The sequence below is a fragment of the Dorea sp. MB18-49 genome, assembly GCF_023669465.1.
GTDB lineage: Bacteria > Bacillota > Clostridia > Lachnospirales > Lachnospiraceae > Dorea_A > Dorea_A longicatena.
Map to the genome: position 1 here is coordinate 1 of NZ_JAMOYX010000079.1, position 6687 is coordinate 6687.

Consider the following 6687-nt stretch of genomic DNA (forward strand, 5'->3'; position numbering starts at 1 on the left):
GTGATATATTCGTGCTAATTCAGTCAATTGAAAAAGTGCAATTAGAATAATGATAATTAAGAAAACAAATGCTGTCATTTTTGTATAGTTCCAGGATTCTCTTAATGATGGCAATATCGTTTCATTATACATTTGGACATAGTCATTCATTTTCAACACATTATACAAATATCCGTATATTGTATAATGCTGTATCCACGGGAAAAGAAGGTATATTTGCAAGACTACGCCTATTATAAAGTCTATTTTTCTTTTTCTTGTCCAATCTTTCATTTGATTTGTCTCCGTATTAATTTCTTGGTTTATTATAGCATGCCTTTTCTTCATTTGGTTGATAGTGGCCATGAATACCCGGTTTTCTGGCCACGAATTTTTTAAAAACACCCTTATAACAATCTCTTTTGCATACTTCGACATATCTACAGAACTTGCTACCGGTAGTTTCTTCCGAATGCATGGTGATAGAAATAATTTTTATCTGATCGCTTTTATTTTTTCGGAGTATCAGCAAAAAGTCAGGAAGATTAAATATAATCAACCTGACTTTTTTATCAAAGGTTATGATCCGTTTCATTACAGTACCCTTTCGCCCCGGAACAATCACATATTCCATGAACAAAAACGGTATAAATGGAGCGATACAATCTACACCCGTTATCAGCTGTATTTTTCTCTTTTTTCCTGCTGGGCAAAACCTTTCGAATTGCTTTCATGCAATTTGGTCAAAAAGAAAATCTCTCGTAATTTCGGCAAAATTTAAAACATGATGGAATTTACTCTTGCACTGGAATTTACTTTTTCAAGTCAGCAATGTCAATTTTTTGTGAATCTTTTACAGCTCTTTCATCTTTCTGAGAATCTCCTGATAAAACGCCTCCTGATCCCCACTATTCTTTAAATCCTCCAATATCACTCCATCTTTCAATAGAATCAACCGGCTACAATAGCTTGCCATCTGCAGATCATGTGTGACCATGATGATTGTCTTTCCTATATCATTCATTTGTTTTTCAAGATATTTTTTTGTGCTTTCATAATCTTATCGCAGAAAACATCCTGTTTTTCTTTTTTCCTTAATTCAACTTCAATATTCCCATCCTTTACAAAGATCACCTTGTCACAAAAGCTTGCAACATATGCATCATGCGTTACCAAAACAACAGCCTTTTTCAAATCTTTATTGATCATCTGCAGGTATTCCATTACTGTTTCTGATGAAGCAGAATCCAGATTTCCGGTCGGTTCATCGGCAAGGATCAGATCCGAATGATTCATCAACGCCCGGCAGATTGCTGCCCTTTGTTTTTCGCCTCCTGATAATTCAAAGATTTTTTTATCCAGTAAAGCACGAACCCCCATAATATCGGCTAGTTTTTCTGCTTCCGTTATACTCTCTTCTACTGGACTGTGATCCAGAATCTTCGGCAGCATGATATTTTCTCTTACCGATAAACTGTCCATAAGATAGTAATCCTGATATATGAATCCAATTTCACGGCGTCTGATCATGGCAAGCCTGTCCCCTCTTAACGAATTACTGTCTTCACCTTTAAAAAAGACTTTTCCTTCCGTCGGCCGGTCCAGCAGTCCTAATAATTTTAAGAGTGTTGTTTTCCCTGATCCAGATTTTCCCATAATGGCTATGAATTCCTGGTTATTAATGGTCAGATTGATTCCTTTTAATACATCTATTTTCGTTTCATTAACAAGATATGATCTCTTTAACCCTTCTGTCCGCAGTATTTCTGTATTATTTGTCATGATTTTCTACCCCCTTCTTGCCTTTCGATTCATAATCCAAAAATATATTCCATTTATTACGATCCACACTGCTATAACCACTGCTTCCTGTAATTCACAGATTTTCCGGATATCATCTGGATACATTCTCGCAGTCATGGTATCTCGCATAAATAATATGGTTGAAATGATAAGAATAATTGTCGGGACAATCCAATATATGTACCATTCTCTTTTATTCATTTTCTTCCGTTCTTTTCGGTCCATTCCCATGGATACCAGGAATTTCTCGCGTTCTGCTTTTTCTTTTTTCTCCATTTCGTTCATGGCATATAGCATGATCCAATTCAATATGCTTAATGTAATGATAATATATACACAGATCATCGACTTAACGGCTCTTTCGGTTTTCATATCCGTAATTGCTGCTTTTGATAAATAATGAAATTTTACCGTAGAATCATAATTGCCGATATATTTATGTCTCTCTTCTTTTGACTCCAATTCTTTATCGATTTGATCTATGTACTTTTTATCTGTCTGGATGAATACCAGTTTTGTTGGTCCTTCAATAATATAAGGTTCTCCATCATCACCATACATTGCCTTATACCGTTCCAATTTAAAACCAGTCAAAGCCTCTATATCCTTCCATTCATTTTGAGCTTTTTTGAAATATTCATCGGAAAAAACGATCAGATTTTCACATTTTGGTGTACTGTAACACCCTGTAAGACTGGAGATCTCCTCTCCGGCAACTATTTTCTTATCGTATGTTGTCTCATGATCAGCATAATCACAATATTCACAAGGGAGTCCGATATGTAAAGTCGGTGTCTTTTTGTTATAGTACCAGTCGACCGGCTGAGCCTTTGTTGCCCGGTCCTGTTGATGGACAACATATACTTTCTTTCCATTTTTATCCAGATTTAAGGATTTCTTTTTATACGATGGATCTACAGCTTTTTTTAACTTGTAATAAGTAGACTCCGAGATACCAATCTGTTGTCCCTGGATAATAATTTCCCCTCGTCCCTCTAAATGTTCCGTCTTATCTGCGTTTGCAACTCTTACCATTGGATATTCAGTTAATGTAGCATGATACTTTTCTTTTATTTTTTCAAAAAGCTTATCGTCTGATTTATCTGCAACACACATAAAATCATACGGATATAAACTTTCTGCTTTTTCGGCATTTATTGTACTGATAAATTGTATTCCGAAATAAAAGCAGCTTAAAAAACTCATCAGTGAAAAGAATAAAATATATCTGCTCACGGTATTCATACGGTAATAAAACCGATGATTCATCAAAAGATTCTTATAATATTTTTTCTGCTTTTTGTGCTTTATACGTTCTAAAAAAATAGAAAATATATTTCTTAAGCTTAAATACAATCCGGCAAAGAAAGCGATGATCAGATATGCACTCTCATAATGGTATATTTTAGAATATGCATAAACGGAATAAATACAAAGTATGATTCCGATCATTATTTTAGGAACTCTGAATTTTCCTTCCAGCTTTTCTATTCTTGCTGTCTCATTCATATTAGTAATGATCAGAAAATCGGATTGCAATTCTTTTACCAGCAAGAAACTGAGCCCATATATAAATAAAATGAGGATACAAATAGACGGATATGTAAAGAAAGCCACCCTTCCTAATTTAAAATTTATATGCAAAGCACGAACCATAAGGATCTTTAATCCCTCAGTCAATATTTTTCCAACGAAAAATCCTGCTATGATGGATACCAGATACGAAATTGCTGCCTCGTATAAAACCATCGTTTTTAAATCTTTCTTTGATATTCCCATTCTTTGTAAAAATACATATTCCGGAATACGCTTTCCAAGATATGATATGAGAACTGTGATAATCAGTATAATTCCGCAGAATAATAGAATTGTTCCGGCGGAAAGAAAGCTTTTGCTTATTCCGTCTTCCTGCATAAAATATTCTGAGGAATGTCCGTTGGAAAACATCTGATATCCGCTGACTATAGCATATGAAATTGCCGTCAGTATTGTTTCGCATAAAATCAGAATTCTTAATTCTTTATGGTGTCCCAAAAATATTTTTTTCATTATCTGAAAAAATAACTTGTCTTTTTTCATTTCACTCACCCACTCACATAAAATAATGTCTTATATCATTTGCTGTATATATCGGCATAGACTGAAATCATGACTACAAAATAATCTTCAACCATTTGAGATTGAAAGATCCCACGATATTTTTCAACAACATCCATAATGTTTTTCATTCCGTATCCATGTAAAGTACCATTTGTTTTTGTGCTTATAAACGTTCCCGGAACTGGTTGCACTGTATGCTCTGTCGTATTTTTGATTTCAAAATACAACAGTTGATTTTTCTTTTTCATTTTTATATGGATCCACGTATTTTTATCAGTTATTCGTTCACAGGCTTCTATTGCATTGTCTAAAAGATTGCCAAACAATGATATAATTTCACGATCCGTAAAAGGAAGCGTTGTAAATACTTCTGTGCTGATCTGCATATCGATTTTTTTATCTTTGGCTTCTTTTAATTTCTCATTAAGTATCATGTCCAGCATACGATTGCCTGTCCAGATTTGATAATTGTAATCTAATATATCCTTGCTAAGTTCATTTAAGTAGTCATTCAGTCCGATCCAGTCCTGCTCCTGGGAATATTTTTTTAATGCAAGCAGATGGTTTTTCATATCATGCACAACCTTTCTGCTTTTCAGCATTTCCTTATATTGTGCTTCCAGGGAATTTATTTTTATTTGCAGTAATTTCTTATCACATTCTTCCAGTTCAGCTTTGTGCTTTGCTGTCTCATCATCCCAGATATTTGCCTGCATATCTAAAAATATCCACACAACTATCAAAGCTAAAAATGTTATCATGTAAAAATAAGCAGGCATGGAATAAAGCTTTATCAATCCTTCACTGTGTGCGTCCAACGCAGCGAGAAAAATATAAAATACCGCAAACCAGGCGATACCAATAGCTAATAAATAGTTAGAATTATTGATACCCTTTATGTTCTGATATAGTTTAAACAATTCTAAACATTGCACAAGAAGCATTGCAATTATAGCCAGCAAGAAGATTAATGCTGCCATTCTTGAATACTGTTGCGGCCATGTATGATTTTTCAAGAATGTTTGTATATATATGTCTACATAATCGTTTTGTCGAAATGCCTTTATTAAATACATATGTATTGTGTTATATTTCCCATTTATATTGATCCATGGGATGCAAAGATATATCTGAAAAACGATTTCCATAAATATGTCTGCTTTTTGTTTCCTTGTTCTTTCTTTTATGGTGTATTTCTCCAATAGTTTATGTTTTGGCTTTTTTTGTTTTACGGTGTCTGTTATTGTCATTTGAAAGGGCTTCCTTATTATTTTGTGTTAATTTTATACTTAAATGATTGGGATAATTATACCATGATTTGTGTGGCAACAGTTGCTTGTGGCCATGAATACCCGGTTTTCTGGCCATGAATTTTTCGAAATACTCTTTATAACAATTTCTTTTGCCTATTTTGGCGTCTACAAAACCTGAAATTGGAATTGTGAATCTTCTACAATTCTTTCATCTTCCCAAGGATCTCCTGATAAAATGCATCCTGATTTCCGCTATTCTTCAAATCCTCTAGTATTACACCATCTTTCAACAGAATTAACCGGCTACAATAGCTTGCCATCTGCGGATCATGCGTTACCATGACAATCGTCTTCTTATATTCCGATGAAATCTTATTCAATGCATCAATTACAATCTTTCCTGACTTTGAGTCCAAATTTCCGGTCGGCTCATCTGCAAGGATCAGATCCGGATTGTTGATCAAAGCACGACATATGGCAACTCTCTGCTTTTCACCACCGGATAATTTATAAGGGTTTTTCTTCAACAGATGTTCTATCTGAAATTGTTCTGCATATTTCTTTGCTTCTGCAATCATCTTATTAATATTCTGTTTGCTTATGATCATCGGCAGCATGATATTCTCTTCCACTGAGAGGCTGTCCATCAGATAAAAATCCTGAAAAATAAATCCTATTTTACTGTTCCGGATATCCGCAAGTTTATCCCCGTATAGTTCACTGGTATCTTCTCCCATAAATTTAATCGTTCCATCCGTCGGTTTATCAATCATTCCGAGTGTTTTAAGTAAAGTTGTCTTACCACATCCGGATTTTCCCATGATTCCAACAAATTCACCTTCCGCAACTTGAAAGCTGATTCCTTTTAACACATTCACATTATTTTTTGAATCCCTAAAAGTTGCTGTATTGTAACTTCTTACAAGATTTTTAACTTCTAATATATTTCTCATCAATTCTTATCACCCCATATTTTTGAAATTTCTTTCCATAAACGCCTGGTTGAAAAAATAATAAATATCATAAAAATAATTCCATATATGCATAAAATCCATCCTAACATTGCAACTTCCTTTTGTATCAAAACAATTTCCGTTGTTCCGTAATAATAAGATTTTATAAATACGCCGCAAAACATTCCACTTATACCGATCGCAAGTAAAAGGGACCACCACATGTCTCTGGATATTTCTTTCACAACGGATAAATATCCTTCCTTCCTCTTCACACCAAGAATAGCACCTATCTGATATTTTCGTTTTAAATGCTCCTGATCATTCTGCAGCATTAACCATGTTATAAACATCGTAAAAATTAAAATAATAATCGCTACGAGGATTGCTACCATTTGATTTAATACGTTTTCTTTTTTATCAATACCCTGAATTGTCAACTTACAAAAAGCCTCATCTAGTTTTCCTTGTTGCAATTTTTCTTCTATGTATCGTGTTGAAACTGTCAGGTTCTTTTTTGGCAGATTTATAATCATAAACATTTTTTTATAATCACTTTCTTTTTCTGCCTGCGTGAATATATTATCTGGAATAATTAC

The 6687-nt window shown here is 34.0% G+C and carries 6 protein-coding genes and 1 pseudogene; all 7 read right to left on the bottom strand.

Annotation, left to right across the window (positions count from 1 at the left end; translation table 11 throughout):
* Window positions 1-273: pseudogene (locus NCY30_RS14515) on the bottom strand (sensor histidine kinase); the annotation flags it as partial.
* 559 nt (window positions 274-832) lie between these two features.
* Complete coding sequence (locus NCY30_RS14520; RefSeq protein ID WP_243141390.1) at window positions 833-1003, bottom strand: hypothetical protein; 171 nt, start codon at window positions 1001-1003, stop codon at window positions 833-835.
* Window positions 1000-1761 (bottom strand): ABC transporter ATP-binding protein, encoded by a 762-nt coding sequence (locus NCY30_RS14525; protein WP_250818855.1) that lies wholly within the window; start codon window positions 1759-1761, stop codon window positions 1000-1002. The genes NCY30_RS14520 and NCY30_RS14525 overlap by 4 nt, the downstream gene beginning before the upstream one ends.
* Window positions 1762-1767: 6 nt before the next feature.
* Entirely contained in the window at window positions 1768-3861 is a 2094-nt protein-coding gene (locus tag NCY30_RS14530; protein ID WP_250818856.1) for an ABC transporter permease, read from the bottom strand.
* A 35-nt stretch (window positions 3862-3896) separates the two neighbouring features.
* Window positions 3897-5132, bottom strand: coding sequence for a sensor histidine kinase (locus NCY30_RS14535; RefSeq protein ID WP_250818857.1), 1236 nt, complete (start codon window positions 5130-5132; stop codon window positions 3897-3899).
* Between the two features lie 200 nt (window positions 5133-5332).
* On the bottom strand, window positions 5333-6088 hold the full coding sequence (locus NCY30_RS14540) for an ABC transporter ATP-binding protein (RefSeq protein ID WP_250818858.1): 756 nt from the start codon (window positions 6086-6088) through the stop codon (window positions 5333-5335).
* Window positions 6088-6687: hypothetical protein (locus tag NCY30_RS14545; RefSeq protein WP_250818859.1), on the bottom strand; the 600-nt coding region annotated here is incomplete at its 5' end. The genes NCY30_RS14540 and NCY30_RS14545, both read right to left, overlap by 1 nt.

Coding starts and splice junctions, on each gene's coding strand:
- NCY30_RS14520 (WP_243141390.1), bottom strand. CDS start 1,003: ATGAATGATATAGGAAAGACAATCATCATGGTCACACATGATCTGCAG.
- NCY30_RS14525 (WP_250818855.1), bottom strand. CDS start 1,761: ATGACAAATAATACAGAAATACTGCGGACAGAAGGGTTAAAGAGATCA.
- NCY30_RS14530 (WP_250818856.1), bottom strand. CDS start 3,861: ATGAAAAAAGACAAGTTATTTTTTCAGATAATGAAAAAAATATTTTTG.
- NCY30_RS14535 (WP_250818857.1), bottom strand. CDS start 5,132: ATGACAATAACAGACACCGTAAAACAAAAAAAGCCAAAACATAAACTA.
- NCY30_RS14540 (WP_250818858.1), bottom strand. CDS start 6,088: ATGAGAAATATATTAGAAGTTAAAAATCTTGTAAGAAGTTACAATACA.